Consider the following 26,209-nt stretch of genomic DNA (forward strand, 5'->3'; position numbering starts at 1 on the left):
AAGCCGAGAGTGGGGGAGTCGGCAACCGACGACAACGCCGCAGATCGGCGTGCCAGACCCCGCGTCTCCGGCATGATCCGCCGGACAGGCCCTAGACCGTACGTCGCCTGCGCACCGCGACGACGACGCCCGCACCCGCCGCGACGGTCACCGCGGCCGCCACCCCGAGCGCGCCGACCGGCACCTCCGACCCGGTAGAGGCGAGCGAACCGCTCACGCCGCCCGTCGTGGACCCGGTCGTCCCCGTGCCACCGGTGGTGCCGCCCGTGGTGCCCGACGTACCGGAGGACCCGCCCGTGCCGCCGGACCCCGACTCGCCGTCCCCTTCGGGAAGTTCGGCGTCCTCGCTCACCGCCACCGCCAGGTCCACCGGGTCCAGCTCGGTGCCGGTCGGGTAGAAGCCGCCGAACGCCTCCGCGCCCGCCTCGGTCAGCGTGGCCGTGACGTCGTCGAGGGTGATGACGTCGTCCGTCACCGTCAGCTCGGTGGACTTGGCCTTGAGCTTCGCGAGGACCACATCCTCGGACTTCTCGCCGAGGCTGTCGACGTCGGCGGTCAGTTCGCCGGAGCCGCCGTCCAGCTCCGCCTTGAGGTCGCTGAGGGTGAGGTCGAGGCCGTAAGTGCCGTTGTCCTCATGGCCCTTGAAGTTCACCTCGCCCTCGAAGGAGGCGGCGAGGGTGCCGGCGTCGGTGTCGTAGCTGCCGGAGGCGTCCGGGAAGGTGAAGACGCCGTTGTCGGTGGCCTGGGTCGCGCCGTCGGACGCGGTGATCTTCCCCTGGGCGACGCCGTCCACGACGTACGTGCGGAAGGACTGCTTCACGCCCCAGTCGAGCGTGCCGTAGGCGATCTCGCCCTCGGTCGCGGCCTCCGAGCCGGAGGGTGACGGGCTCGCGCTGGTGGACGCGGAGGACGAGGACGAGGCGGACGGCGTCGGGGACGCGCTCTGGGAGGGCGACGCGGAGGTCGACGTGGACGGGGACGGCGACGGGGAGGCCGACGTGGACGCCGACGGGCTCGGTGACTGGGATGCCGTCTTCTGTACGACCGTCAGCGGGTCCCCGGCCGCGCCCTCGTAGCTCGCGCTTCCGAGGACGTCCGCCGCCTGCGCCGTCAGCGTGGTCGCCATGTCCGTCATCGCGCGGGTGACGGTGACCGTGGCGAGCGGCACGTCGTCCGTCGTCGTGCCGTTCTTGGTCACGTCGGCGGTGATCTCGGTGGCGGCGCTGTCGAACTTCACGTCGGACAGGGAGATGTCGAAACCGTGCGCCTTGGAGACGATGCTCAGGCTGCCCTTGAAACCGAGGTCGAGCGTGTGCGCCGTGGAGTCGTAGGTGCCGGTGCCGTCCACGAAGGTGAAGGCGCCGTTGTCCGCGGCCTGGGTGGCACCGTCCGCGGGCGTGAAGGTACCGGCCGCGAACCCGGTCACGTACGTGCGGTAGGACTGCTTGATGCCCCAGGTCAACTCGTAGCCACTGAGGGGAACTTCGGCCGCCGCGGCGGTGGACGCGCCGACGGTGGCGAGCGCGGTGGCGCCCAGCGCGGCGGCCGTGGCGACGGCGGCGGCGAGGGCGAGGGGGCGGCGTGCTCTGGCGGACATGACGGCGGTTCTCCTTGGTGGGTGGTCCGTCACGTGACGGACTGGGTGGCCCGTCACGTGACGGACTGTGTAGGGGGTCAGTCCTCATCGGGGACTGCGGCGGCCGGTCGGGTACGGCGCCTGCGGACGGCGATCACGGAGGCCGCGCCCACCACCAGCAGGAAACCGACCCCGAGGCCGATGGGAAGGAGCGGAGTGCCGTCGGACGTACTCGCGGCGTTCTCGGTCCTGTCGGTCTTGGCCTCGGCCGCCGTCTCGGGCGCCGAGGGGGTTGCGCTCTCGGTGGCCGCGCTGCCCAGGTCGGGCAGGGCGGGCAGCGCCGCGTCGTCGGTGAGGGCGACGGCGAGCGAGAGGGGGTCCATCTCCGTACCCGCCTGATACATCCCGCCGAAGGCCTTCGCGCCCTTGGCGGTGAGCTTCGTGGGTGCCTCGGTCAGCTCGACGAGGTCGTCCCGCGGGGTGAAGTCCTTCGCGGTGAAGGTGGCGAGCGCGACCTTCTTGCCGGTGAAGTCCGCACTGGTCACGTCGGCGTACAGCGTGCCCTTGGTGTCCTCGACGGTGACCCGGACGCCGCTCAGCTTCAGATCGAGGCCCTGTTCGCCGGTGAAGCGCACCGCGCCCTCGAACTCCGCCTCCAGTGAGCGGTCTTGCTTCTTGTACGTCCCCTCGCCGCCGGGGAAGCGGAAGAGCGCGCCGCCGTCCTGGGCCCCGGAGGAGAGCGTCCACTTGCCCTGGGCGATGTCCCCGGTGACGTACTCGCGGAAGGTGCGACGTACGCCCCAGTCGACGGCGCCGTTCGCGATCGCGCCCGAAGTCTCCTTCTTCTTGGCGGACTTCGTGGGAGTGGGCGTGGCCGTGGGCGTGGCCGACGCCTTCGGCGTGGCCGCCGCTCGGACGTCCGCGGACAGACTCACCGGGTCCAGCGCGGTCCCCGCCGTGTAGTACCCGGCGAAGGACTCGGCACCCTGCGAAGTCAGCGTGGCGGGAAGGTTGTTGAGCTGTACGGCGTTGCCGCCGCCCTTCATGTCGATGCCACCGAGGGAGAGGGAGGCGAAAGGCACCTGCGAGGACGTCGTGACCGTCCCGGTGCCCTTCGCCTTGCTGATGATGTCGACGTAGAGCGTGCCGCTGCCGCCGGAGATGCGGACGGTGGGGCGGCTGATCGTGAGGTCGAGCTGGTACGTGCCGTCGTCCTCCTGGTGCCCGACGAAGTGGACCCCGCCGGAGAAGGAGGAGGTGAAGGCGCCGGTGTCGCCGTCGTACGTACCCGTCGCCGAGTGGAAGCGGAACTGGCTGCCGCCGACCGTGGCCGCACCGCCGGTGAGGGAGAAACTCCCCTTGGCGATGGGCCCGGTGACATAGCTCTGGAAGGAGGACTTGAGGCCCCAGTCGAGCCGGCCGCCCTGCACGGTGCGGTCGGCGGCGTGCGCGGCGGTGGCGGGGAGCAGTACTCCCAGCAGGGCTCCGAGCACGGCCACACTCACCGCGGTGATGAGAGCCCTCAGACGCACGGGCATGGGTTGTCCTCCGGATCCAAGGGTCAGCAACCGGCCACTCATGACAGGAAAGGCGAGCGAGAAAGGTAAGGCTAACCTAAGCTATGCCGGGCAGGTGTCGGAAGAGGACCGAGAGGATGGATGGACGAGGATGAGGGACGGGACAGTGCATCGGCGGGGCACACGAACGGCGGGCGTCCTGCTGTCCGCGCTCGCTCTCTTGTCGGCCGCGACCGGATGCGGAGGCTCCGCGGAGAGCGCGGCGTCCGCGAAGAAGGCCTCCGCCGTCGCCGCCTCCACCGCCGATCGAGTGGAACCCCTCACGGACCCGGCGAAGCCCCAACTCCCCGTCACCGTCGGCTCGTCCGACGGGAAGAAGGTGACGATCAAGGCCGCCGACCGGATCGTCCCCCTCTCCGGCAGCCTCAACGAGATCGTCTTCACGCTCGGGCTCGGCGACCGGGTCGTCGCCCGTGACATCACCGCCACCTTCACCCAGGCCAAGAAGCTCCCGATCGTCACCCGCAACCACGACGTCTCCGCGGAGAGCGTGCTCTCCCTCAAACCGGACCTCGTCCTCGCCGAGACGACGACCGGGCCCGAGGAGGCCATGGAGCAGATCCGCGACGCGGGCGTCCCGGTCCTCGTCGTCGATCCGGCCCAGGGCCTCGACGACGTGGGCCCGCGCATCGAAGCGGTGGCCGACGCCCTCGGCGTACCGGCCTCGGGGACGCGGCTGACCCAGCGTTCGGAGGAGCGGATCGCCGCCGTACGCAAGGAGATTCCCGCACAGGAGGACCACCCGCGCGTCGCCTTCCTCTATCTGCGCGGCACCGCCTCCGTCTATCTCATCGGCGGCAAGGGCTCCGGAGCCACCTCGCTGCTCGAAGCGGCCGGCGCGGTCGACGCCGGAGCGGAGTCGGGGCTGAAGAAGGACTTCACCGCCATCACCACCGAGGCGCTGGCGCAGGCCGCGCCGGACGCGATCCTCGTGATGACCAAGGGACTCGAGTCGGTCGGCGGGATCGACGGACTCGTCAAGATCCCAGGCGTGGCGCAGACCCCCGCCGGAATGGACCGCCGGGTCGTGTCGATCGAGGACGGAGTCCTCCTCAACTACGGGCCTCGCACGGACCAGGTGCTCAAGTCGATCGTGGAGCAGCTGTACGGGGACGCCAAGTGACCCTGGTCGAGGAGGGGGTCGCGGACGTGGCCGAAACTCCCGTACGCGGCAAGAAGGCCCGCAGCAGCGCCTGGCTCCTCACCGCCGGGCTCGTCCTCACCCTGCTCATGCTGGTCCCCGTCGCCGCCGGGCTCGGCGCCTATCCGATCCCCACCGGTGACGTCCTCGGCTCCGTGATGCACCGCGTCGGCCTGGGCGGCTCCGCGCTCGAGCGGGTCCCCGAGTCGGTCCTGTGGAACGTCCGCTTCCCGCGGATCGTGCTCGCGCTGCTCGTCGGCGCCTCGCTGGGCTGCGCGGGAGCCCTGATGCAGGGCGTGTTCGGCAACCCGCTGGCCGAACCCGGGGTCATCGGTGTCTCGTCGGGGGCGGCGGTCGGCGCGGTCGCCGCGATCGCGCTCGGTGTGAACTTCCTCGGTACGTGGACCATCCCGGCCTTCGCCTTCGCCGCGGGGCTCGGCACGGTTCTGCTCGTGTACGCGATGTCGCGCTCCGGAGGCCGTACGGAGGTGGTGACGCTGATCCTCACCGGGATCGCGGTGAACGCCTTCGCCGGCGCGCTGATCGGGCTGTTCCTGTTCTTCGCGGACACCGCGGAGGTCAATCAGATCACCTTCTGGCAGCTCGGCTCGCTCTCCCAGGCCACCTGGCCCAAGGTGCTCGCGGTGCTGCCCTGCGCGGTCGCCGGACTGGCCCTCGCGCCGCTGTTCGCCCGGCGGCTCGACCTGCTCGCGCTCGGCGAACGGCCCGCCCGGCACCTGGGCGTGGACGTGGAGCGGCTGCGGATCGTCCTCGTGCTCGTCATCGCGCTGCTGACCGCGGCGGCCGTGAGCGTCTCCGGGATCATCAGTTTTCTCGGGCTGGTCATTCCGCATCTGCTGCGGATGGCGGCGGGGCCCGGGCACCGCTTCCTCGTCCCGGGCAGCGCGCTCGGCGGTGCGGTCGTGCTGCTCGCCGCCGACCTCGCGGCCCGCACGATCGCCGCACCCGCCGAACTCCCCCTCGGCGTTCTCACCGCTCTGGTGGGCAGCCCGTTCTTCTTCTGGCTGCTGCGCAGGACCCGCCGCAAGCAAGGAGGTTGGGCATGAGGTTCCTCGTCCGGGAAAGGAGTTCCCTCGTCCGGGAGAAGAGTTTCCTCGTCCGGGGAAGGCCGAAGCCGCCGCCCCCGGTCTCCCCCGGCGACGTACTCGCCGAGGCCGATGGACTCCATGTCCGCCTCGGCGTCCGCGAGGTGCTGCACGGCGTCGACGTCACCGCCCGCGCCGGTGAGGTCCTCGCACTGGTCGGCCCCAACGGCGCGGGAAAGTCGACCCTGTTGGGCGCCCTGGCCGCCGATCTGCGGCCCTCCGCAGGAGTCGTACGCGTCCACGGCCGCCCGGCCACCCAGTGGTCCGCGCCCGAACTCGCGCTGCGCCGGGCCGTCCTCCCCCAGTCCGCGGCCCTCTCCTTCCCCTTCGCGGTCGAAGAGGTCGTACGTATGGGCCGCGCCCCCTGGGCGAGTGCGCCGGAGGACGACGACGCGGCCGTCGCGCAGGCCATGGCAGCCACGGAAGTGACCGAGTTCGCGGCGCGCCCCTTCTCCGCCCTCAGCGGTGGCGAGCGGGCCCGGGTCGCGCTGGCCCGGGTGCTGGCCCAGCGCGCCCCCCTGCTGCTGCTCGACGAACCGACCGCCGCTCTCGACCTCAGACACCAGGAGTTGGTGCTGCGGATGTGCCGGGACAGGGCGCGCGCCGGGGACGCGGTGGTCGTGGTGCTGCACGATCTGGGGCTCGCGGCCGCGTATGCGCACCGGGTGGCGATTCTGCGCGCCGGTCGCGTCGCGGCTGACGGTCCACCATCCGCGGTTTTCACCGGCGACTTGCTGAGCGACGTCTACCGCCAGCCCGTCGAGGTGTTCCCGCATCCCCGGACCGGCGCCGTCCTGGTGACCCCCGAACGGGACGCTTGACCCACCTTTGACCCTCTCATGGGGTCCACTTTGAGCCATCGTGATCAAGCCGTTTCTGTGCGGCTCCTGTGAGAGATGAATCACTGAACGGGCGGGTATAGGTGAGGTAAGGCTCAGATAAGTTAGGCCGACCTCACCGTGCCGTGCGGGTCCTTCCGTGCGGTCTGCCCGTCGTTCCCTGGGAGCCTGAATGCGCGCCGTCCGACTCTCCGTTGTCACCGCCGCCGCCACCGCGGCCGCTCTGACCGCCATCACGGGCTGCACCGAGAAGAGCGACGCGACGAGCGGTGACCGCGTCATCGAGGTGACCGCCACCGACTCCAAGTGCGAGGTGTCCAAGAAGGAGTTCCCCGCCGGGCATGTCGAGATAGCCGTGGAGAACAAGGGCTCCAAGGTGACCGAGATCTATCTCCTCTTCCCGGACGACCGGATCGTCACCGAGCGCGAGAACATCGGCCCGGGCACCAAGCAGACCGTCACCGCCGAGGTGAAGGCCGGCGACTACCGGATCGCCTGCAAGCCCGGCATGACGGGCGACGGCATCCGCCAGGACGTCAAGGCCACCGGCGGCGGCACAGTCGCCAAGCGCGACCCGCGCCTCGACAAGGCCGTCGCCGCCTATCGCGCGTACGCGCAGGCACAGGCCGACGAGACGCTGCCCAAGGTCAAGGTCTTCACCGACGCCGTCAAGGCCGGAGACCTCGAGGCCGCGAAGAAGGCGTACGCGCCCTCACGCATCGGCTGGGAGCGCACCGAGCCGGTCGCCGAGTCCTTCGGCGACATCGACCCGAAGGTCGACCTCCGCGAGGACGGCCTGGAGGAGGGCCAGGACCTGGAGAAGGACTGGACGGGCTGGCACCGCCTGGAGCGCTCGCTCTGGAAGGACAAGAAGCTCACCGACCGGGACTCCGAGCTGGCCGACCAGTTGGTCAGCGATCTGGAGGTCTGGCAGGACAAGGTCGGCACGGCCGAGATCACCCCGACCTCGATGGCCAACGGCGCCAAGGAACTCCTCGATGAGGTCGCCACCGGCAAGGTCACCGGCGAGGAGGAGCGTTACTCGCACACCGACCTGGTCGACTTCAAGGCCAACGTCGAGGGCGCGGAGAAGTCGTACGAGCTGCTGAAGGCGGTCGCCGCCGAGAACGACGCGGCGCTGACGAAGGAGCTCGACCAGCAGTTCGCGGCGCTGAACACGCTGCTCGACCAGTACCGCGAGGACACGACCTCCTACGAGTTCACCTCGTACGACAAGGTCGGCGAGGCCGATCGCAAGGAACTCTCCGACGCGGTCAACGCGCTCGCCGAGCCCCTGTCCAAGCTCGCCGCCGCCGTCGTCAAGTAAGCGAGGGGCCACCATGACGGAGACCACGGAGACCACCAGCGGCTCTTCTTCTCCCTCCCGGCGTTCGCTGATCGGCTGGGGTGGTGCCGGGCTCGCGCTCGGTGCCGCCGCGGCCGGTGGCGCGGTCGCGATGACCCGTACGGGCAGCGACGTGGACCCGGCCGCCGCCGAGTCCGGTGCCGCGATCGCCTTCCACGGCGCGCACCAGGCAGGCATCGCGACGCCGGTGCAGGACCGGCTGCACTTCGCCGCGTTCGACGTGAAGACGGACGACCGCGCCGAGTTCGTCCAGCTGCTGAAGGACTGGACCGAGGCCGCGCGGCGGGTCACCGCCGGGCACGCGGTCGGCGAGGGAGCGTACGGCGGTCTGGCCGAGGCGCCGCCGGACGACACCGGCGAGGCGCTCGGCCTCAAGCCGTCGCGGCTGACGCTGACGATCGGCTTCGGGCCTTCCCTGTTCGAGAAGTTCGGGCTCCAGGACCGGCGGCCGGAGGCGCTCGTCGACCTGCCGAAGTTCGCCGGCGACAACCTCGACAAGAACCGTAGCGGCGGCGATCTGTGCGTCCAGGCGTGCGCGGACGACCCGCAGGTCGCGGTGCACGCGATCCGCAACCTCGCCCGGATCGGCTTCGGCAAGGTCGTCATGCGCTGGTCCCAGCTGGGCTTCGGCAAGACCTCGTCGACGACGCCGGACGCGCAGACACCCCGTAACCTCATGGGCTTCAAGGACGGCACCCGCAATATCGCGGGGACGGAGACGGACCGGCTGACGAAGCATGTGTGGGTGAGCGCTTCCGCCGGGCCCGACTGGATGACCGGGGGCTCGTACCTCGTGGCGCGCCGGATCCGGATGAACATCGAGACCTGGGACCGGACTCCACTCCAGGAGCAGGAGGACATCTTCGGCCGTGACAAGGGCGAGGGCGCGCCAGTCGGCAAGGCGAAGGAGCGCGACGAGCCGTTCCTGAAGGCGATGAAGCCCGACGCGCACGTACGGCTCGCGCACCCCGACTCCAACGACGGCGCGACGCTCCTGCGCCGCGGCTACTCCTTCACGGACGGCACGGACGGGCTGGGTCGCCTGGACGCGGGCCTGTTCTTCCTGGCATACCAGCGCGATGTGCGCACGGGCTTCATCCCGGTGCAGCGCAGCCTGGCCATCGATCCGCTCAACGAGTACATCCAGCACGTGGGTTCGGCGATCTTCGCGATCCCTCCAGGCGTCCGGGACAAGGACGACTGGTGGGGCCGGGCGCTGTTCTCCGAGGAGGCGTAGCCGTGTTCGCGAACTATCTGATCGGCCTGCGCGAGGGTCTTGAAGCCAGTCTGGTCGTCTGCATCCTCGTCGCCTATCTGGTGAAGACCGAGCACCGCGAGGCCCTGCGGCCGATCTGGATCGGCATCGCCGTGGCGGTGCTGCTCTCGCTCGGATTCGGCTTCGCCCTCGAGTACGGCTCGCAGGAGATGACGTTCAAGGCGCAGGAGGCGCTCGGCGGTTCACTGTCGATCGTGGCCGTGGTCCTGGTGACCTGGATGGTCTTCTGGATGCGGCGCACCGCGCGGCATCTGAAGGCGGAGCTGCACGGCAAGCTGGACTCGGCGCTGCTCATGGGCACGGGCGCGCTGGTGGCCACCGCGTTCCTGGCGGTCGGCCGGGAGGGTCTGGAGACCTCGCTGTTCGTGTGGACGTCGGTGCACGCGGCCGGCTCCGAGGACGGCACGTTCAGGCCGCTGCTCGGCGCGCTGCTCGGCCTGGCCACAGCAGTGGTGCTCGGCTGGCTGTTCTACCGGGGCGCGCTGCGCATCAACCTGGCGAAGTTCTTCACCTGGACCGGCGGCATGCTGGTCGTCGTGGCCGCGGGCGTGCTCGCGTACGGCTTCCACGACCTGCAGGAGGCCGACTTCCTGCCGGGCTTGACGAACAAGGCGTTCGACATCAGCGGCACGGTTCCGCCGGACAGTTGGTACGGCACTCTCCTCAAGGGCGTGTTCAACTTCCAGCCCGATCCGACCGTCCTTCAGGTCACGGTGTGGGCGCTGTACCTGGTCCCGACGCTCGCGATCTTCCTCGCCCCGGTAGGGTTCGCCTCCGGGAAGGGGAAGGTGAAGGTACCTGATGAGCAGGGATCGCACGGCTCGCAGCCCTCAAAAGCTTCGTAGCCTCAACCGGTTCGCCCTGGCAACGGGCGCGGTGACCGTTCTGTCCTTGGCGGCGAGCGGCTGCGTGGTGGTGCACGGCGAGCGGGAGGTCGTGCCGGCGGCGACGCGCGCCGAGGCCGCCCGCGCGCTCAAGGACTTCACCACGGCGTACAACAAGGCCGACAAGGCGAACGACGCCTCGCTGGACGCGGACCGGGTCACCGGCGCCCTCGGTGCCATCGACGGCGGGAAGCTGAAGGCCGGGCAGGTGAACAACCCGGGCGGCAACCCGTCCCACGCGCCCTTGGAGTTGACCGACGCGAAGTTCGCGATACCCGAGAAGGCGGGCTGGCCGCGCTGGTTCGTGGCCGACGCCGCGGCCAACAAGGGTCTGACGAGCAGTCGTTGGATGCTCGTCTTCACTCGCGGCAGCGCGAACGACGTGTGGCAGGCCTCGTATCTGACCATTCTGGCCGCTGCCGACGTACCGAAGTTCCAGCAGGACGAGGACGGTTGGGCGCAGCCGGTCACGGCGGACGACGCGGCCCTCGCGATCGAGCCGGAGAAGCTGAGCCAGTCGTACGCGACGTATCTGAAGAGCGGCGGCGACGGCTTCGCGCCCGGCACCCACACCTCGCTGTACCGGGAGCAGCGAGAGAAGAACGCCAGCAAGCCCGGCCTCGCCCGGCAGTACATCGACGAGCCGCTGACCTCGGGCGACTACGCCCCGGTGGGTCTGCGTACGACGGACGGCGGAGCGCTGGTGTTCTTCACCACGCATCGCTACGAGAAGCAGACCGCCGCGCCGGGCGCGGACATCCCCGTCCCCAGCGCGGATGTCGAGGCTTTGACCACCGGCGAGATCAAGCAGTCCCTCACCCTGGAGTTCGTCTCCAACCAGGCGGTCCTGGACCCGGGGAAGACGGCGAAGGACCAGCGGGTGGCAGTGTTGGGGCGGGTCGAGGGGCTGACGGGGGCGAAGGGCGAGTAGGCCCTCGGCTCGCCACCGGACGGGCTTTCGGCTCCCCGTCGGCCAGGCTTCCGGCTACCCGCCGGTCAGGCCTTCGGCTCTCCGTCGGCGCCTCAGTGGCGGTGGGGCCAGGCCGCCAGCTGGTCCGACTCGTCCTCCCCGGCGTGGCGGGCGCAGGCGTCCGTCAGGGCTTCGAGGAGGCTCAGGGGGTCGGGGAGCGCGTGTTCCGGGCCCCGCACCCAGTCGACCGTAAGGTCACCGGGGAGCTGGGCCGGCGGCACGAGGACGTACGAGCCGCGGCAGTGCCAGCGCAGGCCCGGGTGCTCGTCCGTCGTCTCGGGGTGGGAGTCCAGCTCGCAGGGCCACCACTCGTCCTCGTCCTCGGGCGTGCCGCGGGTGAGGGTGAAGAAGAACATGCGCCCGTCGCCGCTCTCGGCGACGGGGCCGACCTCGACGCCGGTGGCGAGCAGCCGCTCCAGCGCCTCGCGGCCCGCGTCGACCGGCACGTCGAGGACGTCGTGCACCATGCCGGTCGCGGTGATGAAGTTGGCCTGCGGCTGGTGCCGGGCCCACCGCTCGATCTGGGCGCGGTCGGTCGTGGACTGGGTCTGCCAGGCGAAGGAGACGGGGTGGCGCCCGGGGGTGGGACAGCCGACGCGGTCACACGAGCAGCGGTAGGCGGTGGGGTACGCGGCCTGCGCGAGCGGCAGCCCCGCGGCGGCGGCAGCGAGCAGCAGAGCTTCACGCCCGCCGTCTCCGACGGTCTCCTTGGGGCGGCGACCACGCAGCCACTGGGAGATCCTGCCCTGCGCACCGGAGGGGCGGCCGAACTCTGCGCTCATCAATCTCCTCGCCTAGCAGTCGTGCCGACAGACGCCTTCAAAGCCGAAACCTTCAAGAGCAACGTCTCAGGAGCAACGCCCTCAAGAGCGGAGTCTTCAAGACGAACGCCTTCGAAACGCGTTCAAAACGCCTTCATCAAACACCTTCGACAAGCTCTATGATCCCACCATCCTGCGCCTCGGGTGGACAGAGCCCGCATCCGGGGTGGGTGGGGCGATGGTTCCCCCTGGCTCGTATCAGGCGTGATGGGGCGCTTTGACTGGATTTATCGTCGCGGGGCGAGACCGTGGAGGGCGTAGTCCACGAGGGTGTCCGTGTACGCATACGAGATCGGACCGGTGCGCTGGAGCCAGCGCTGGGCGAGCGGGGAGACGAAGAGCTCCAGGGCGACGCGGGGGTCGATACCGGGCCGTAGCTCACCCTTGCCCTGGGCGGACCGCAGCCGCTTCACGTACAGCTGGAGCTGCGGCTCGAGGAGCTTGGCCACGAATTCGACGCCGAGCGGTTCGTTGACGACGCCTTCCGCGGCCAGGGCGCGCGCGGGGATCTCGAACATGGGGTCCAGCAGCTCGTCGACGGTGGCGCGCAGGACCAGTTTGAGGTCGGCGGCCAGGTCGCCGGTGTCCGGGAGCTCGTACGCCTCCTGACCGGCTTCCCGGGCGGACTGCACGCCGAGGTCCAGAAAGGCATCCAGGAGCACCGCGGCTTTCGACGGCCACCACCGGTAGATCGTCTGCTTGCCGACTCCGGCACGGGCGGCGATGCCCTCGATCGTGGTCTTGGGGTAGCCGACCTCACCGACAAGCGCGAGGGCGGCGTCGAAGATCGCCCGTCGGGACTTCTCGCTGCGGCGGGTGGAGTCGGGGGCGGGCTTACGGGCGGACCGGTCGGACGTGGATTTCAGGGCCATGGTTCGAATTTATCAGGTTGACAAGACGGACCGTCTCGCCGCAGTGTGATAGCAGAACGCGGCGAGACGAGACGTGTCGTCCTGCAAGATGTTCCGGAGGAACCGGCCGGAGAACCGGCCGGAAGAGCGGGAAGGAGACATGCCATGGCCCGAGGCGGAGCCGGAAACATGCTGGGAGTGGGCGGTGCGCGCAGCAACCTCGGCCGGAATGCCCTGCGGGGTGGTGGCCGAGGCAAGCGGATCGGCGGCGGGAGCGACCCGCAGGCCCAGAAGCGGGAGCTGCTGCGCAAGCTCCAGGAACAACGTACGAACGACGCGAACGACAAGACCGGCACGACCGACAAGACGTCGTGAGGGGTCGGACGGGGTGCGCGCCTAGAGGTCTTGGTCGTCCTCAGCCGGGGGCGGCCAGGCGTCACCCCAGTCCGCGTCACGGGCCGCCCTGTACAGCGGCCCGTGGCGCTTCGTGACCGTTTCCCTGCGCAGGGACGGCTCGGTCTCGCACAGGTCCAGCAGTACCTGACCCTTGCGGATCTGCGGTCGGCGTACGACGCGGGAGGGGGCCGGGGCGGGCGGGAAGCGGGTGGCGGCCACGTAGCTGAACTTCTCGTCCTCGTACGGCAGGGAGCCGCCCTTGACCTGGCGGTGCAGGGAGGAGCGGCTGACCCGGGCGGAGAAGTGGCACCAGTCCTCGCCGGGGACGATGGGGCAGGCCGCGCTGTGCGGACAGGGGGCGGCGATGTGGAATCCGGCGCCGATCAGGCGGTCGCGGGCCTCGATGACGCGCGCGTAGCCGTCGGGCGTGCCGGGCTCGATGATCACGACGGCCTGGGCGGCGGCCGCGGCGGCGTCCACGACCGAGGCGCGGTCGGCGTCGGTGAGCTCGCCCAAAACATAGGAGACGGTTACGAGATCGGTGCTCTCGATGGTGAGCGCCGCTCCGATACGAGAGCGGTGCCACTCGGCGGACTTCAGCTCCGGGTTGGCGGCGGCGATCTCACGGCCCAGCGCGAGTGCCGGCTCGGCCCAGTCGAGCACGGTCACGGGGCGGGCTTCCTCCCAGGTCGCCTGCACCGCCCAGGTCGCCGCGCCGGTGCCTCCGCCGACGTCCACATGGCTCGACGGTGTCCACCCGGGCGCCGCGTCCGCGAACGCCGCCAGCGCCGACCGGACCGCCTCGAACGTCGCCGGCATCCGATACGCGGCGTACGCGACCACGTCCGAGCGGTCGCGGAGGACGGGGGTGTGTGTCGGGGTGGTGCCCCGGTAGTTCGCGATCAGCCGGTCGACGGCCTGGGCGGCGGCCTTCGGCGGCAGTCCGTCGAGCAGCCCGGCGAGGGCGGCGCGCAGGGTCTCGGCGGGGGAAACGGGGGCGTTCACCCCGCGATTCTACGGTTGGCGAAGTGAGGGTTTTCGCCCCCGCCGCCCCTACCCAGTCCCGTCCCCTGGGGGCTGCCGCCCCCAGACCCCCGCTTCGGCCTGAACGGCCTCGTCCTCAAACGCCGGACAGGCTGAGAGTGCCCAGGGCGCCGCCGCGTCGACCTCAATCGCCATGCTCCGCAACGGTGCCGCCCCTCACCCTCCCGCGGTGTCAGGGACCCGGCCGCCCGGGCGCGCCAGCCCCCGGATCGACAGTCCGCTGTCGGCAGTGACCATGGTTCCGGTCATCGCGGCCGACTGCGACGGGGATGCCAGCAGGGTGAAGATCCCGCTGTACGCGTCGACGTCCGGCACCTCCTGAAGCGGCAGCACCTCCCGGGTGCCGTCAAGGACCGAGTCGGCGGCCGTCTGGCCGAGGGAGGTCGTGCCGCGCAGCCGGGTCGGCGCCACACCCGGTGCCACGCCGTTGACTCGGACGTCCGGGGCGAGTTCGTACGCGAGCTGCCGGACGAGCCCCTGCACCGCGTGCTTGGACGCCGTGTAGAGCACGCCGCCGCCCGCGGCGTTCGAGCTGGCGAACGAGCCGGTCAGGATGATGCTTCCGCGGGACTTCACGAGATCGTCGAGTACGGCCCGCGCGCCGAGCATCGGTGCGAGGACGTTCACGCCGAACAGTTCGGAGAAGGCGTCGGTGAGCCGCTCTCCGGGGATCTCCTCCAAAGGCTGGGCCCCGTCCGTGATACCGGCGTTCCCGACGAAGACGTCGATGCGTCCCCATATCTCCCTGGCGGCAGCGGCCGCCCGGACGTTGCCTTCCCAGGACCGTACGTCCGTGACCACCGGGACGACGGCGTCGCCGAGTTCCTTGGCCAGTTGCTCGACGGTGTCGGAGACGTCCACGGCCACCACGCGGGCGCCCTCCGCGACATAGCGGGTGACGACCGCCCGTCCGATGCCCGATCCGGCGCCGGTGAACACCACGACCTGCCCGTCCAGTGCACCCATGAGAGACCTCCTTGTTCTGCGTTTGTCTATGGAACCCCGTCCCGTGTGCCGCCCCTCTTCGGGGGCGGCACACGGGGACAAGATCACGCGCGACGGGCCTCGAAGAACGCCCCGTGGAGGGCGTCGAAGACCCGTCCGTTGCGCGCGGCGCTGCCGAGCGTGACGACCTCCAGGTCCGGGGCGGCCTCGCGCAGCGCGGTCGCGAGCCCGGAGCCGCTGTCGTTGCCGATGGCGGCCAGGACCGTGGCGGCGGGTATCAGCCGTCCGTCCGCGGTGCGGACGCCGTCCGCGCCGCACTCCGTCACCTCGGCGCCGGTGAGGACCGTCACGCCCATGTCGGCGAGGATCTGCGGCAGCACCATCGCGTCGGTGAAGACCTCACGATTGCCGAGGATCCCCGCTCCGGCCTCCGCCAGGGTGACCTCGTGTCCGGCGCCGGCCAGCCACAGCGCCGTGTCGGCTCCGGCCATCCCGCCGCCGACGATCACAACGGGCGACACGACGTCCTTCGGATCCATGACATCCCGGGCCGGGCGCGCGCCCGGCAGCTCCCGCGGGACCGCGCCCGTGGCCACGTACACCAGGTCGAAGCCCCCGTCCGCGAGCGTCTTGGCGTCGGCGTGCTCGGCGACGATCTCGACGGGGCGGGAACGCACCTGGTGGACGAGGTGGTCGCGGAGTCCCGCGAGGTCCTGCTTGGAGGGCAAGCGCGTCGCGGGCACCAGAGCTCCGCCGAGCTCCCCGGGCTCGTAGAGCGTCACGTCGTGGCCCCGGTCGGCGAGCACGGCGGCGGCGCGCAGCCCGGCGGGGCCTGCGCCGACCACCGCGACGCGGCGGCGGACGGCCGCCGGTTCGACGGGGTAGCGGTACTCCTCCCCCATCGACGGGTTGACCGTGCAGCCCGTGCTGCGGCCCGCGTTGAGACCGCGGTCGAGGCATCCGTCGTTGCAGCGGATGCACGGGACGATGTCCAGCAGCCGTCCCTCCTGGGCCTTGCGGGTCCAGTCCGGGTCGGCCAGCATCGCCCGGCCGAGGGAGACGAAGTCGGCGCCGCCCTCCAGTGCCTCGGCCGCGACCTGAGGAGTGACCAGGGAACCGGAGCCGATGACCGGGATCGTCACCTCGGGCTTGATCTTCTCCCAGCCCCAGCGGTGCAGGGCGCGCGGCATGTACCAGGGGCTGACCTCGTACTCCATCAGCGCGTGGTGGCCGCCGGAGGCGTGGATGACGTCCACACCCGCGGCCTGAAGCAGTTGCGCCAGCTGGACGGTCTCCTCGATCGGGATGCCGTCCTTCTCGTAGTCGGTGACCGAGACGCGCACGCTGAGCGGGAAGTCGCGCGGCACGCGTTCCCGGACGGCGGCGACGACCTCCAGGGTCAGCCGGGCGCGGTTCTCGAAGGAGCCGCCGTAGCGGTCGGTGCGCTTGTTGGTGTGCGGGGACAGGAAGTTGGTCAGCAGGTAGCCGTGGCCTGCGTGCACCTCGACGAGGTCGAACCGGGCCAGCCAGGCGCGCTCGGCGGCGTCCGCGAAGGACGCGACGACTCCCTGGATCTCCTCATCGGTCAGGACCTGGGGCCGCTCGCCGTACTGGGACTCGACGTAGTCCCAGGAGACCTCGGACGCGGTCTTGATCGGCTGGACGCCGAGGAACTTCTGCCGGCCGCAGTGCTCGAGCTGGATGCCGATCTTCGCGCCTGCGGCATGGACCTCGTCGACGAGCCAGCCGAGGCCGGGGATGTGCTCGCGGCGGGAGATCCCGAGCTGCGCGTGGATGGACTTGCTGGCGTCGTCGTCGACGTAGCTGTACTCGACGACGATCAGGCCGGGACCGCCCTCGGCGAGCCGCTTGTAGTGGTTGACCAGCCGCTGGGTGACCGTGCCGTCCTGGTTGGCCAGGGCGGTGGTCTGGGGCGACTTGATGACGCGGTTCTTCAGTTCGAGCGAGCCGATGCGGCCGGGGCGGAACAGGGTGTGCAGTGCCATGGCATCCATCTCCTGGTTCGGTTCCTCAGCGGTTCCGGACAGCTCCGACCGGGTCGGGGCGGGAGGGGTCCGGGCTCGTGCGTTCGGCGCGAAGGCGGCGCCTGCCCGCGCCGGGTCCCCCTGCCTGCTTGTGCATGCACAAATGCATGCACAAGCAGGGCCAAAAGAAGGTCAGCCGCGGTCAGCCAGCAGCCACCCCGCGCGCGGCGCGACCGGGTCCAGTCCGAGCTCCCGCAGCGTCTTCCAGACCGTGGCCACGGAGGCGGTCACCACCGGGATGTCGAAGGCGCTCTGGATCTGCTCCACCGCCGGCAGCGAGGGCATCTGCACGCACGCGCTGAGCACCAGGGCGTCCACCCCGGAGGTGTCGACCTTGGCGGCGATGTCGACGAGCTGCGCCGGGTCCAGACGGCCGACCGCCAGGTTGTCCGGGACCTCCAGGCTGATCGAGTCGTGGACCTCCACGCCCTCGGCCTCGATGTAGTTGCAGACGGTCTGGGTGAGCGGCTTCATGTACGGCGCGATCACCGAGATCTTCTTCGCGCCGAGGTGCTGCAGCCCCTCCACCAGCGCGCCGGCGGACGAGACGACGGGGGTGCCCTCCGCGATCTCGGCCAGGCGCCGCTGGCTCTCACGGTGGTAACCCGTGGCCCGCGCCATGATGGCGACGAGGCAGGCGTAGGCCATCACGTCGACCTCGGCGTCCGCGAGTTCGCGGGCGCAGCGCAGCGACTGGTCGTCCATGTCCCGCAGCTGCTCCGGGGTCACCTGCTGCATCCGCATCCGGGACGAGTGGAAGGTGAACCGCTCGGGGCGCACCTCCTCGCGGGCCCGGAGCATCGCGGGGATCTCGGTCTCCATCGTGGTGTTCGAGCTCGGCACGATGAGGCCGACCCGGGTCGCGGTCATGAGCTGTCTCCTTCGGTGCGCAGCAGGCGCAGGTTGGACGTGTGCAGTTCGAGGTCGGCGCGTGCACCGAGGCGGCGCCAGCGCAGCGAGGCGGGTCGGTCCACCCGGTTGTCGGCGGTGGTGCCCAGCTCGATGCCGAGGCCTCTGGTCGCGACGAGCAGCGCGTCGAACCGGTGGTCCGGGTCGCTGTCCAGCACCAGGCCGAGCGCGGCGTCGATGAGGTGGAACTCCAGGATCTGGCGCGCGAGTTCGGTGTCGCGGGCGCGGACCGCTTCCAAGAACAGGCGATCGACGCTGGTGAAGTGCTCGGGGGCGTGCGGGTGCGACAGATAGAGGCGCTGGTGACGGTAGATCTTCAGGGTCAGCGACTCGGTGAGCTCGGCCAGCGCCTTCGGGTAGCGGCGCAGCGCGTTCCGGTGGAAGCGGTGGTGCGCCTCCTGGAAGTCGCGGATGCGGTGGCGGGCCGCCTCCATCGCCTCCAGGTCCTTGGTCATTCGTTCGAGGTCGTCCTCGGTGAGCTGGTCGATGATGCCGGAGATCGTCGGCGGCTCCACCAGCAGCCGCAGCACATAGTGCTGTTCCACGTCGGCCGGGCTGGTCGGCGCGACCTCCATGCCGCGGTTGGCCTCGGCGACCACCAGCCCGTCGGCCTCCAGGCGGTGCAGTGCTTCGCGCAGCGGGGTGCGGGAGGTCTCCAGCTCGGCGGCCAGCGCGCCCTGCGACATGCGGAACCCGGGCATGTACTGCCCTTCTATGATCCGCTCCCGCAGGGTCCGGTAGATCTCCTCGACCGTCGTCCCCGGTCTGGTTCCCGTTGCCATCAGACGTCGTCCTCCCCCGGCGCCGGCTCCTCGGCTCCGAACGAGATCGCGAACAGCTCGCTGAAGCGCCCGGGCTCCTGAGCCGCGATGATCTCCAGCTGCATGGCGTCGAGCAGGATGCGGTAGCCCCGCTTGGGCACGAAGAGCTCCAGCCGCTCGCCCTGTCGCGTCCACACCTTGCGTACCTGCACTCCGGTGAACTCGTTGCCGATGCCGAAGCTCTCGCCGGCCCGGACGACGCCCTCACCCAGCGGCGGTTCGGTGGTCATGTTCTCTCCCTCGCATCTGCATCAATGATCTCAGGAGGGACCCCGTAGGCGTCAGTCTTCACACCGTTCAGTACCGGCAAGGCCTGGCGACGTGCTGCCACCTGACTCAGGTCCAGGTCGACGACCTGCCAGGCCGCCGCCTGCTCACCGAGGTCGGCGAGCACCTCACCCCAGGGACCCACCGCGAGGGCGTGACCGTACGTGGGGAACGCGTCGTCGGCGTCGTCGCCCCGCCCCCGGATCGTCGCCGAGGCCACCACGTAGGCGGCGTTCTCGATGGCGCGTGCGCGCAGCAGCACCTCCCAGTGGGCCTCGCCGGTCCGCTGCGTGAACGCCGCCGGGACCAGCAGGACTTCGGCGCCGGACAGGGCGAGCGCCCGGTAGAGCTCCGGGAAGCGGACGTCGTAGCAGATCGTCAGACCTAGGGTGGTGCCGGCGACCCGGAGCAGCGCCGGGCGGTCGCCCGCGGTCTCGACGCCGGACGCCTCGAAGGACCGGCCGTCGACGCGGGCGTCGAACAGGTGGATCTTGTCGTAGCCGCCGACGATCTCGCCGTCGGCGTCGATCACCAGGGCCGTGTTGCGAATGTCGTCCGGGCCGCGCCGCTTGAAGCCGCCCAGCACGACCACCGTTCCCGACTCCTTGGCGGCCTGCCGCAGGCTGGTGATCTCCAGGGAGTCCACCGCGAGGGCGGCCTCACGCATCTCGGTGTTGGTACCGAGCATCAGCCCGTTCTCGGGCAGCAGCACCAGATCGGCCCCTGCGGCGGCGCACTCGCACACCATCCGTACGGCCGTGGCCGTGTTGGTGGCCAGGTCCCGGGTGGCGTGCCACTGGGTGAGGCCGACCCGCAGTGTCCGGTCAGTCACGGTCGCCCGCCTCCACGGCTTCGCGCTCCGACAGGAGCATGTCGACGACCGTCCAGCCGCCGCCGGACACCTCCATGGGCTCGTACGCGAGCACCTCGCCGCGTACGCCGGGGCCGGTGAGACCCAGCATGATCAGCCAGTTGGGGAATTCGTACTGCCCGTGGTCGAGCAGCGCGTACGGCTCGAGATTCGCCAGGTCGGTGCCTCGTCCGGCCTGCAGCATCTCCAGGATGTAGGTGTCGAACTCGACGTCCACACCGCCGAACTTGCCCGGGTCGAGCCAGTGCGACAGACCGCCGGTGGCCAGCATCGCCACCTTCAGGTCGCGCTCCTCGACCACGCAGCGGAGCACCTCGCCGAAGGCCCGGGCGCCGAACGGCGAGAAGGAGCGGGCGGGCTGCGTGATGATCGGGATCACCGGCAGGTCCGGTCGGGGCAGCAGTTGCCGCAGCGGGACGATCAGACCGTGGTCGAGGTCGATCCGCTCGGACTCCTCCACCTCCATCTCCTCGGCACGCACCGCGTTGGCCAGCGCGCGGGCGTACTCGGGCGCGCCGGTCAGGGTGAGGTCGAGGTCGGGGCGCTTGAAGAACTCCATCGACCCGGTGTGCTCCTTGCCGGTGCCGATGACGAAGGCGCCGGTCCTGAAGCTCTGGAAGTGGCAGTCCGCCGTCACGATGAGCACGTCGGGCTCGGCGGCCGCGATCCGCTCGGCCAGCTGCCGGTAGCCCTCGGTCAGCCGGGCCACCGCGTCGGCGGGGTCCACCTCGGGCCGGGCCAGCAGGTCCGGTACGTGCGAGCAGCCACCGGCGAACACCAGGTTCTCCGGCACGTTCGGCTCGGGCAGCGGCGTCGAGGTCTCGACGTGGAAGCGGCCGGAGCTCGTCGAGTCGCCCAGGTCGTCGGCGAACCAGCGGCTGACCAGGATGGTGATGCCGTCCACGACCCCGGCCGAGCGCAGCCGGTCGCGGTCGCCTCCGGCGATCACCCCGGCCCATTCGGCGTCCAGACCGAGCTCGGCGGCGCCCACGCCGGCCGGGTCGGCGCGGAACCGGCCCAGCAGCCCGGTGTCCTTGCCGAGCGCGAGGATCGCGCGCTCCAGTGTGCGGGTGTCCATCTACGCTCCCTCGCCGGTCAGCTTGCCGTCACGGACGACCGCCGTGCCGTCGATCTCGACGGTGCAGCCGCGCATCGGGATGTCGAGGTGCGCGGGGGTCTCGCGGTTCGCGAAGCGGTTCGGGCCGGTGGACCACATGAAGTTGCCCGCCGTGGAGCGCAGTTCCTGCCCGTACAGGGAGCGCGGCTCGTACACCTCGAAGGCCGACCAGCGGGCGATCGGGTGCACGCCCCAGCCCATGTGGGAGACCGCGAAGACCTCCGGGTCCTGCCAGGCGTCGAAGTAGTCCTGCAGGACGAACGCGTCGTTGCCCTTGCCCTCGACGCCGGTGATGAAGCCCTTCTCGACGGTGAGGGTGACGGTGTCACGCACGGCGCGCTGCCACGGGATCAGCACGTCGCCCGGCTGAAGCACGATGGTGCCCTCGGCGGTGCGGTCGCGCGGGAAGCAGGCGACGAAGCCGCTCGGCCAGTGGTCCCAGCGGCCGGGCTCGTCGACGTAGCCCCACTGGTGGGTGATCGGGAGGTCCTCGCCGGAAATGTCGGCGGTCAGGTCGGTGCCCGCGGCGCTGGTGACGCGCAGCGTGCTGCCCGCCTTCAGCAGCCGGCCGCCGGCCTCGACGGTCTTGCGGAGGTCGTCGTCGCCCATCAGGCGTTCCAGCACGTCGGCGGGCTCGGCGACGAACAGCATCCGCTTGCCGTTGCCGGTGATCCGGGTGCGCACGTCGGAGTGGATGAGCCCGCCGACGGTCACGTCGATCACCAGGTCGCACTCGGCGGCGGCGGCCAGCAGCGCGGCGACCTCGCGGCCGTCGGCCTCGTACGGCGGCAGCATCGGGTTGGACAGGCTGGAGGCGGTGAGCACCAGGGCGCCGGCGCCGATGTCCCGGGCGGCGGCCACGGCGGCCTCGGAGTAGTCGGTCTTCTGGCCGAGCTCGGAGATGATGGCGACCGTCTCGTTCGGGGCCAGCTTGCACAGCCGGTACTGGTCGACGAACAGTTCACGCAGGGTCTTCGGCATGTCTTACTACCAATCCTTCGGTCGGTCAGAGGGTGGAGCGGATGGCGCCGCCGTCGACGGCGAGCGTCTCGCCCGTGACGAACGCGGCGGCCGGGGAGACGAGGTAGGCGGCGGCCCGGGCGATCTCCTCCGGCTCGGCCCAGCGGCCCATCGGAATGGCGGAGACAACCTTCGCGATCTCCTCTTCACGGGTCGTGCCGTTGGCCGCCGACTTGGCCGCCACGATGTTCTCCATCCGGTCGGTTCCGGTGGCCCCGGGCATGAGCTGGTTGATGCGCACGCCCTGCGCCGCGAGTTCCAGCGACATCTGCTTGGCCAGGGCCGACAGCAGCGAGCGCATGGACGCCGAAAGGCCGCCACCGACAGCGGGCTGCTTCACCCAGGTCGAGGTGATGAAGAGGATCGAGCCGCCGCCGTTCGCCGCCATCGCCCGGGCCGCGCCGGTGGCCAACTGCACCGCGGGCCGTACGAGCTGGTTGTAGGCGGTGTCCCAGTCGGCCGGCTCGGTCTCGAGCACCGGCATGATCTTGGGCCCTGGTGTGTTGACGACCAGGATGTCCAGCGCGCCGTGCGCGGCGATCACATCGGGGATCAGCCTTTCGACGGCCGCGGGGTCCATCAGGTCCGTGGGATACGAGGTCTGGCCTTCCGCCACGACCGGCGTACGGGCGCTGACGGCGACGACTGCGTCCTCGGCGACGAGCTGACGTGCGATCGCCTGCCCGATGCCCTTGCTTGCGGCGGTGACCAGGGCCACCTTGCCCTTGAGTCCGAGATCCATGACTCTTCCGTTCAGTTCAGTCGTGAAGGGTGATGGCGCGCTCGGGGCAGCCCTCGGCGGCCTTGCAGGCGGCATCCTTGTCGGTGTCGGTCACCGTCCCGTCGCCGATGACACCGGCGTAGCCCCACTCGTCGAGCAGGAAGACGGTGGGCGCCTCGTCCGCACAGGTGCCGTATCCGTTGCATTTGGTGGAGTCAACGGTTGCCTTCATGGGGCTCTCCTTCGGTGTCACTGGTGCGGGTGTTGCTGTTGCGGGGTGGTGCCGTTCCTGCTGCTGGTGCTGTTCCTGCTACTGGTGCTGGTGCCGGTGCTGCTACTGCGGGTCCGTGTCGCCGGCGCCGATGTGCTCGGGGAACTCCGCCAGCACCGTGCGCGCCCAGGTCGCGGAACCGTCGAGGAAGGCACAGGCGCCCCGGCCGGGCAGGGTCTGTCCCCAGCGGGCGAGATTGTCCCGGTCCCGGGCCGTGGCGGTGCCCGCGCCGAGCGAGGCGAAGGCGTCCCGGATGGACGCGGTGCCCTTGACGCACACCCCGCACTGCTGCGCGGACTCGGCGGCGTACCAGGCCGAGACCTCGGCCGCGACGGCGAGCGGGTCCTGGTCGGCGTGCAGCGCGGTGATCGCCCCGCAGCCCAGCCCTGATCCCGCCGCGCGGACGGCGTCATAGCAGCAGACGGTCGCCGCGTGCGCCGGGCCGAGCAGACCACCGAACCAGCCGCCCATCAGGAACCCGGCCGGAGGCGAGGTGAACCCGCCCGCCAGCTCGAAGAGTTCGGCGACTGTCAGCCCGTAGGGGACCTCGTAGACACCCGGCCGCGCACAGGCACCGCTGAGCGTCATCAAGGTGGTGCCGGGCGACTCCGCGGTGCCGTGGGCGCGGTAGGCCGCCGCACCGTTCCGGGCGATCCATGCGGCGTGGGCCAGCGTCTCGACGTTCGACACGAGCGTCGGCAGGCCGTCCACTCCCTTCTCGCCGACCCGGGGCGGGCGGGCCGTCGGCAGCGCCGGGCCTCCGCTGATGGACCGGCAGACCGCCGTCTCGTCGCCCGCCACATAGGTCGGCGCCACGACGTGCACATCCAGGCGCACCCCGGTCGCCGGGTCGAGGATCGCCGCGTCGAACTCGGCGATCGCGGCGCGGACGGCGGTCTCGGTCTCGGGGTGGGAGAGGTAGACGACGGCCCGATCGGCTCCGACGGTGCGGGCAGCGAGCAGCAGCCCGTCCAGCACGAGGTGCGGCCGGTGCGTCAGCAGCCAGCGGTCCTTGTACGAACTCGGCTCGCCCTCCTCGCCGTTGGCCACGACCACTCGGGGCCCGTCGGCTTCCGCGACCCCGCGCCACTTGATGTGCGCGGGGAACCCGGCGCCGCCGCGGCCGCGCAGTCCGGCGGCCTCCAGTTCGGCGATCACGTCGGGGCACGTCGGCGGTCCGTACGTACCGCGTTCCTGCTCGGCGGCGAGGTCGAGCGGGCGGTCGGCGGCCAGACGGGGCTCGATGCCGGGCGCGTGCGCCGCGGTCAGACGGTCCACGGCCGGACCGGATACCGCACCGAACACATGCCCGGCGGCCTCTGCGAGGCTCGCGGTCGGCGGCGTCATCCGGCCGTCACCTCGCCGAGCACCTCATTCAGCACCTCGTCCAGGCCCACCACATCGGCGTACTTGGCGTCGATGTCGAAGAGGTTGGCCTCATGCGGCCCTGCGGCCCGGTCGCCCACGCACTCGCGCGGAACGCGCACCGAGAAGTTCTCCGCACACGCGTCGATCACGGTGGCCCGGATGCAGCCGGAGGTGGTGGCGCCGCAGACGATCAGGCTGTCCACCCCCGCGGCTGCCAGCCTCTGGGCGAGATCGGTGCCGTGGAAAGCCGAGGCGGCCTTCTTGGCGATCACCGGCTCGGTGTCCCGGGGCGCCAGCCGCTCGTCCACCTCCACCCACCGCGAACCCGCTGTGAGCGCCCGCAGCGCGGGCATCTTGCGCAGCCAGACGAGTTCGTCCAGGTCACGGTGCTCGTACGAGATCGTGGTGAAGAAGACGGGCAGCCCGGCCGTACGGGCCCGCTCCAGTAGCTCAGCCGTGCGCTCGACGACCGCGTCCAGGTCGGAGCCAGGGGGGCAAGCGGGGTCGGTGAAGCCATTGATGAGGTCCACGACCACCACACCGGGCTTCCGGCCCGCTGCCAGCCGCTCCCCCACTCCCCGCCCGCGGTACTGCTCCCGCACCGCCTCCATCCAGTCAGTCATCGAAACTCGACTTCGGCCAGGTGCCGGGCTCGGCACGCATCATGTCCGCGTAGTGGCGGTACAGGTTGCGCTGTACGCCCTCCTCGTAGCGGGTCCAGTAGGCGATACCCGGGCCCTCCCAGTCCTCCACCGGCTTGGCGATGCCGACGCCCGGCATCCCCATCTGGTAGTTGAGCTTGAAGTCCAGGAGGTCGGCGGCGACGGAGCGGCCGGTGCGGCTGACGGTGATCCACGGCTCGGTGTCGTCCATCTCGAACGCGCCGCCCATGGAGAACGTGCCGAGCCCGGCCCGGTAGGAGCGGTCCTTCTGCTCGGGCGTCATGTTCTTGTAGACGCAGAACCAGTTCCAGATCTCCACCTGGCCGACTCCGTGCGGCTGCCACATGCGAATGGTCACGACGCCGGTCGGCGCGTGGTTGGCGCCGTCCTCGGTCATCGGCAGAGCCAGCATCGAGAAGTTCGGGAAGACGTTGGCGACCATCACGCGGGAACGCCGCGCGATGTCGAGCTGGTGGTCGCTGATGCGGCTGGTGTCGAAGGTCTCGGCGAGCTCCTCGGGGAACCCGAAGAACTTCGGGCCCGGCTCGTCCTCGGTGGGCGCCATCGAGAACGACAGCGAATGCCCGGGGGCCGCCTGGATGTGATAGCCCATCATGTTCTCGCGGAAGGGCACCGGGAAGGCGCCGATCTCCCACACCGACCGGTGCAGTGTGCCCAGGTGGTAGTCGTCGCCGGCGAAGTTCTCGCTGCCCGACTTCCAGTTGGCGTCGATGACGAAGCGCTGCGGCGGCCCGACGACCTCCATGCCGTGCTCGTTGAGACCGAACAGCAGGTCCAAGTACCAGGCCATGCCGCCCAGATACTCCTCCAGCGGAGGAGCCGAAGGATCCAGCGTCGCGAAGATCAGGCCGTGGTACGACTGCACCCGCGCGGCCTTCGACAGCCCGTTGCCCTCCTTCGGCATCCCGCCGAACGCGTTGCGCCACAACGGCGCACCCACGAGGTCGCCCTTCGCGTTGTACGTCCAGCCGTGGTACGGACACCGGAAGTGCGAGGTGTTGCCCGAGTCCGCGCGGCACACCTGCACCCCGCGGTGCCGACATGCGTCGAACAGGACGTTGATTCCGCCCTCTTCATCGCGGATCACGATGAAGTTGTCCTCGCCGATCTTGCGTAGGACGTAGTCGCCGTTGGCCTCGATCTCCGACTCGTGTGCGAGGAACACCCAGCACCGGCCGAAGACCGCGCGCAACTCACGGTCGTAGATCTCCTGGTTCCCGAACAGCCCTGCGGGGACCTCGCCCTCAGCCAGACCGGTGTCGAGTTCGTCGAGAAGCGCGTCGGCTCTCGTGCTTTTCGCCTGCGTCATCGCCGCGTTCCTCTC

General features: G+C 70.6%; 26 protein-coding genes. 8 read left to right on the forward strand and 18 right to left on the reverse strand.

Annotation, left to right across the window (positions count from 1 at the left end):
* Nucleotides 1-91: 91 nt before the first annotated feature.
* Nucleotides 92-1,597, reverse strand: a complete 1,506-nt coding sequence (locus AB0D57_RS30970) for an HtaA domain-containing protein (RefSeq protein WP_362080309.1) — start codon at nucleotides 1,595-1,597, stop codon at nucleotides 92-94.
* 77 nt (nucleotides 1,598-1,674) lie between these two features.
* A complete protein-coding gene (locus AB0D57_RS30975) occupies nucleotides 1,675-3,114 on the reverse strand; it encodes an HtaA domain-containing protein (RefSeq protein ID WP_362080312.1) in 1,440 nt (479 codons plus the stop codon).
* Nucleotides 3,115-3,244: 130 nt separating this feature from the next.
* Here AB0D57_RS30975 and AB0D57_RS30980 point away from each other — a divergent pair, with 130 nt between their 5' ends.
* From AB0D57_RS30980 to AB0D57_RS31010, 7 genes are all read left to right on the forward strand, one after another.
* Nucleotides 3,245-4,276, forward strand: coding sequence for an ABC transporter substrate-binding protein (locus AB0D57_RS30980; protein WP_362080315.1), 1,032 nt, complete (start codon nucleotides 3,245-3,247; stop codon nucleotides 4,274-4,276).
* Nucleotides 4,277-4,383: 107 nt separating this feature from the next.
* Nucleotides 4,384-5,361 carry an iron ABC transporter permease gene (locus tag AB0D57_RS30985; RefSeq protein ID WP_362080465.1) on the forward strand — a complete coding sequence of 326 codons (978 nt, stop codon included), beginning with the start codon at nucleotides 4,384-4,386 and terminating at the stop codon, nucleotides 5,359-5,361.
* On the forward strand, nucleotides 5,358-6,221 hold the full coding sequence (locus tag AB0D57_RS30990) for a heme ABC transporter ATP-binding protein (RefSeq protein WP_362080318.1): 864 nt from the start codon (nucleotides 5,358-5,360) through the stop codon (nucleotides 6,219-6,221). The genes AB0D57_RS30985 and AB0D57_RS30990 overlap by 4 nt, the downstream gene beginning before the upstream one ends.
* Before the next feature lie 190 nt (nucleotides 6,222-6,411).
* Nucleotides 6,412-7,566 (forward strand): iron uptake system protein EfeO, encoded by a 1,155-nt coding sequence (gene efeO, locus AB0D57_RS30995; RefSeq protein ID WP_362080321.1) that lies wholly within the window; start codon nucleotides 6,412-6,414, stop codon nucleotides 7,564-7,566.
* A gap of 13 nt (nucleotides 7,567-7,579) precedes the next feature.
* On the forward strand, nucleotides 7,580-8,842 hold the full coding sequence (gene efeB, locus AB0D57_RS31000) for an iron uptake transporter deferrochelatase/peroxidase subunit (RefSeq protein ID WP_362080324.1): 1,263 nt from the start codon (nucleotides 7,580-7,582) through the stop codon (nucleotides 8,840-8,842).
* Nucleotides 8,843-8,844: 2 nt separating this feature from the next.
* The gene (gene efeU, locus AB0D57_RS31005; protein ID WP_362080328.1) at nucleotides 8,845-9,726 is read left to right on the forward strand and encodes an iron uptake transporter permease EfeU; all 882 of its coding nucleotides are present in this window, start codon (nucleotides 8,845-8,847) and stop codon (nucleotides 9,724-9,726) included.
* Complete coding sequence (locus AB0D57_RS31010; RefSeq protein WP_362080331.1) at nucleotides 9,683-10,696, forward strand: hypothetical protein; 1,014 nt, start codon at nucleotides 9,683-9,685, stop codon at nucleotides 10,694-10,696. The genes efeU and AB0D57_RS31010 overlap by 44 nt, the downstream gene beginning before the upstream one ends.
* Nucleotides 10,697-10,788: 92 nt before the next feature.
* On the opposite strand, the gene AB0D57_RS31015 is transcribed toward AB0D57_RS31010, so the two are convergent.
* Both AB0D57_RS31015 and AB0D57_RS31020 read right to left on the reverse strand, forming a co-directional pair.
* The gene (locus tag AB0D57_RS31015) at nucleotides 10,789-11,517 is read right to left on the reverse strand and encodes a bifunctional DNA primase/polymerase (protein WP_362080334.1); all 729 of its coding nucleotides are present in this window, start codon (nucleotides 11,515-11,517) and stop codon (nucleotides 10,789-10,791) included.
* A gap of 266 nt (nucleotides 11,518-11,783) precedes the next feature.
* Nucleotides 11,784-12,428 (reverse strand): TetR/AcrR family transcriptional regulator, encoded by a 645-nt coding sequence (locus AB0D57_RS31020; protein ID WP_362080337.1) that lies wholly within the window; start codon nucleotides 12,426-12,428, stop codon nucleotides 11,784-11,786.
* A 144-nt stretch (nucleotides 12,429-12,572) separates the two neighbouring features.
* Between AB0D57_RS31020 and AB0D57_RS31025 the strand changes: the two genes are divergently transcribed.
* Complete coding sequence (locus AB0D57_RS31025; protein ID WP_362080340.1) at nucleotides 12,573-12,782, forward strand: DUF6243 family protein; 210 nt, start codon at nucleotides 12,573-12,575, stop codon at nucleotides 12,780-12,782.
* A 21-nt stretch (nucleotides 12,783-12,803) separates the two neighbouring features.
* Here the strand turns inward: AB0D57_RS31025 and AB0D57_RS31030 are convergent, their stop codons facing one another.
* The 14 genes from AB0D57_RS31030 to AB0D57_RS31095 form a co-directional block, all read right to left on the reverse strand.
* Nucleotides 12,804-13,808: a small ribosomal subunit Rsm22 family protein gene (locus AB0D57_RS31030; protein WP_362080343.1), complete on the reverse strand. Its 1,005-nt coding sequence runs from the start codon at nucleotides 13,806-13,808 to the stop codon at nucleotides 12,804-12,806.
* A gap of 195 nt (nucleotides 13,809-14,003) precedes the next feature.
* Complete coding sequence (locus AB0D57_RS31035; RefSeq protein ID WP_362080346.1) at nucleotides 14,004-14,813, reverse strand: SDR family NAD(P)-dependent oxidoreductase; 810 nt, start codon at nucleotides 14,811-14,813, stop codon at nucleotides 14,004-14,006.
* Nucleotides 14,814-14,896: 83 nt separating this feature from the next.
* Nucleotides 14,897-16,798, reverse strand: a complete 1,902-nt coding sequence (locus AB0D57_RS31040) for an FAD-dependent oxidoreductase (RefSeq protein ID WP_362080349.1) — start codon at nucleotides 16,796-16,798, stop codon at nucleotides 14,897-14,899.
* Nucleotides 16,799-16,969: 171 nt separating this feature from the next.
* Entirely contained in the window at nucleotides 16,970-17,707 is a 738-nt protein-coding gene (locus AB0D57_RS31045; protein WP_362080352.1) for an Asp/Glu racemase, read from the reverse strand.
* Complete coding sequence (locus tag AB0D57_RS31050) at nucleotides 17,704-18,528, reverse strand: GntR family transcriptional regulator (RefSeq protein WP_362080355.1); 825 nt, start codon at nucleotides 18,526-18,528, stop codon at nucleotides 17,704-17,706. The genes AB0D57_RS31045 and AB0D57_RS31050 overlap by 4 nt, the downstream gene beginning before the upstream one ends.
* Nucleotides 18,528-18,797, reverse strand: coding sequence for a dihydrodiol dehydrogenase (locus tag AB0D57_RS31055; protein ID WP_362080358.1), 270 nt, complete (start codon nucleotides 18,795-18,797; stop codon nucleotides 18,528-18,530). Before AB0D57_RS31055 ends, AB0D57_RS31050 begins: the two co-directional genes overlap by 1 nt.
* Complete coding sequence (locus AB0D57_RS31060; RefSeq protein WP_362080361.1) at nucleotides 18,794-19,666, reverse strand: nitrilase-related carbon-nitrogen hydrolase; 873 nt, start codon at nucleotides 19,664-19,666, stop codon at nucleotides 18,794-18,796. Before AB0D57_RS31060 ends, AB0D57_RS31055 begins: the two co-directional genes overlap by 4 nt.
* Nucleotides 19,659-20,783, reverse strand: a complete 1,125-nt coding sequence (locus tag AB0D57_RS31065; RefSeq protein ID WP_362080364.1) for a hypothetical protein — start codon at nucleotides 20,781-20,783, stop codon at nucleotides 19,659-19,661. The genes AB0D57_RS31060 and AB0D57_RS31065 overlap by 8 nt, the downstream gene beginning before the upstream one ends.
* Nucleotides 20,784-21,803, reverse strand: coding sequence for a hypothetical protein (locus AB0D57_RS31070; RefSeq protein WP_362080367.1), 1,020 nt, complete (start codon nucleotides 21,801-21,803; stop codon nucleotides 20,784-20,786). It lies immediately after the preceding gene.
* A 25-nt stretch (nucleotides 21,804-21,828) separates the two neighbouring features.
* Nucleotides 21,829-22,584 (reverse strand): SDR family oxidoreductase, encoded by a 756-nt coding sequence (locus AB0D57_RS31075; protein WP_362080370.1) that lies wholly within the window; start codon nucleotides 22,582-22,584, stop codon nucleotides 21,829-21,831.
* 16 nt (nucleotides 22,585-22,600) lie between these two features.
* Nucleotides 22,601-22,795, reverse strand: coding sequence for a ferredoxin (locus AB0D57_RS31080; protein WP_362080373.1), 195 nt, complete (start codon nucleotides 22,793-22,795; stop codon nucleotides 22,601-22,603).
* Nucleotides 22,796-22,897: 102 nt separating this feature from the next.
* The gene (locus AB0D57_RS31085; RefSeq protein WP_362080376.1) at nucleotides 22,898-24,181 is read right to left on the reverse strand and encodes an NADH-ubiquinone oxidoreductase-F iron-sulfur binding region domain-containing protein; all 1,284 of its coding nucleotides are present in this window, start codon (nucleotides 24,179-24,181) and stop codon (nucleotides 22,898-22,900) included.
* Nucleotides 24,178-24,825 carry an isochorismatase family protein gene (locus tag AB0D57_RS31090; RefSeq protein WP_362080379.1) on the reverse strand — a complete coding sequence of 216 codons (648 nt, stop codon included), beginning with the start codon at nucleotides 24,823-24,825 and terminating at the stop codon, nucleotides 24,178-24,180. Before AB0D57_RS31090 ends, AB0D57_RS31085 begins: the two co-directional genes overlap by 4 nt.
* Entirely contained in the window at nucleotides 24,818-26,194 is a 1,377-nt protein-coding gene (locus AB0D57_RS31095; RefSeq protein ID WP_362080382.1) for an aromatic ring-hydroxylating dioxygenase subunit alpha, read from the reverse strand. The genes AB0D57_RS31090 and AB0D57_RS31095 overlap by 8 nt, the downstream gene beginning before the upstream one ends.
* Nucleotides 26,195-26,209 lie beyond the last annotated feature (15 nt).

Source organism: Streptomyces sp. NPDC048275 (assembly GCF_040652275.1).
Classification (GTDB): Bacteria; Actinomycetota; Actinomycetes; order Streptomycetales; family Streptomycetaceae; genus Streptomyces.